Genomic DNA, 1,038 nt, shown 5'->3' on the forward strand with positions numbered 1-1,038 from the left:
TTGAAAAAGCTGCTGATAGCAGAAAGTGTCAATAAATTCAGAGAGCAACATCATATTTCTGATGAGCTTTATTCCGAGATGCAAGCGTATGCTGGTATCTCAGAATAGTTTTTCGGAGTTTTCAGAAGGATAGTGTAATTTTATTTTTTTAATTTATTGGCTGTCTGGTAATTTTTTTAGAAGGATAGTGTAATTTTATTTTTTTAATTTATTGGCTGTCTGGTAATTTTTTTGTCTGGTAATTTTTGGTAATTTTTTTTTGGTAATTTTTTTTTGGTAATTTTTGCATAGTAATTTTCTCCAATAGCTGATATTTTCATCTCTCATTAAGTCATATTTATGGCACCAAACGACTTGCCATAGGTAGGTTATGGCTGATTTTTGGTTTTTTTCATATGATCGAGCTGTTTTCCCTGGTTTATCTCTGAATTTTATAATTTGACTTGGCTGAGGACATTAGAAGCTTGAGAGTCAAAAGTTCTTAACTTTTTCCCCTATTTATGGTTAAGTTAAAATTTTTCAGTATGGTTATACAGTCATATGAAACATGAAATTTTTCAATTTTAGCCCCCTTTCGCCAGCAATTTTCACGAGAACGTGCATTTATCTGGTTTGTCGTTATTATTTTTGGCTTCATTCTCCGCTTTGATCACAACGGTGTCAGTAGTTTTGTTCGCTGGTTGGGACTGGCTCCTTCTTCTTACGAGCTACTGCTTAATTTTTTCCAGGCAAAGTCCTGGCGATTAGGTGAAGTGATGCTACAGTGGATGCAATGGTGTCAACAATCATTTGATTTGGTCTATGTTCAGGAACGTTTAGTTTGTATCGGTGATGGCATCAAAGTGCCAAAGGAAGCAAAACGACAACCTGGCTTGAAGTGGATGCACCATTCATCCCAGAACAATAATAAGCCTAATCGTTTCATTGGTCAGCATTTTGGCTGTATTGCCTTTGTTGCTTTTTGTGAAAATCAATATCGGGCCATATTACAAGCGGCTCAATTACATGAAGGCGTGGATGCTATAAGACAACTAAATG

1 pseudogene is annotated in these 1,038 nt (G+C 35.5%); it reads left to right on the forward strand.

Annotated features, from left to right (window positions below):
- Positions 1-755: 755 nt before the first annotated feature.
- Positions 756-1,038 (forward strand): annotated as a pseudogene (locus QUF61_RS18125) (hypothetical protein); the annotation flags it as partial.

It is taken from the genome of Candidatus Venteria ishoeyi, assembly GCF_030378065.1.
Lineage (GTDB): Bacteria > Pseudomonadota > Gammaproteobacteria > Beggiatoales > Beggiatoaceae > Venteria > Venteria ishoeyi.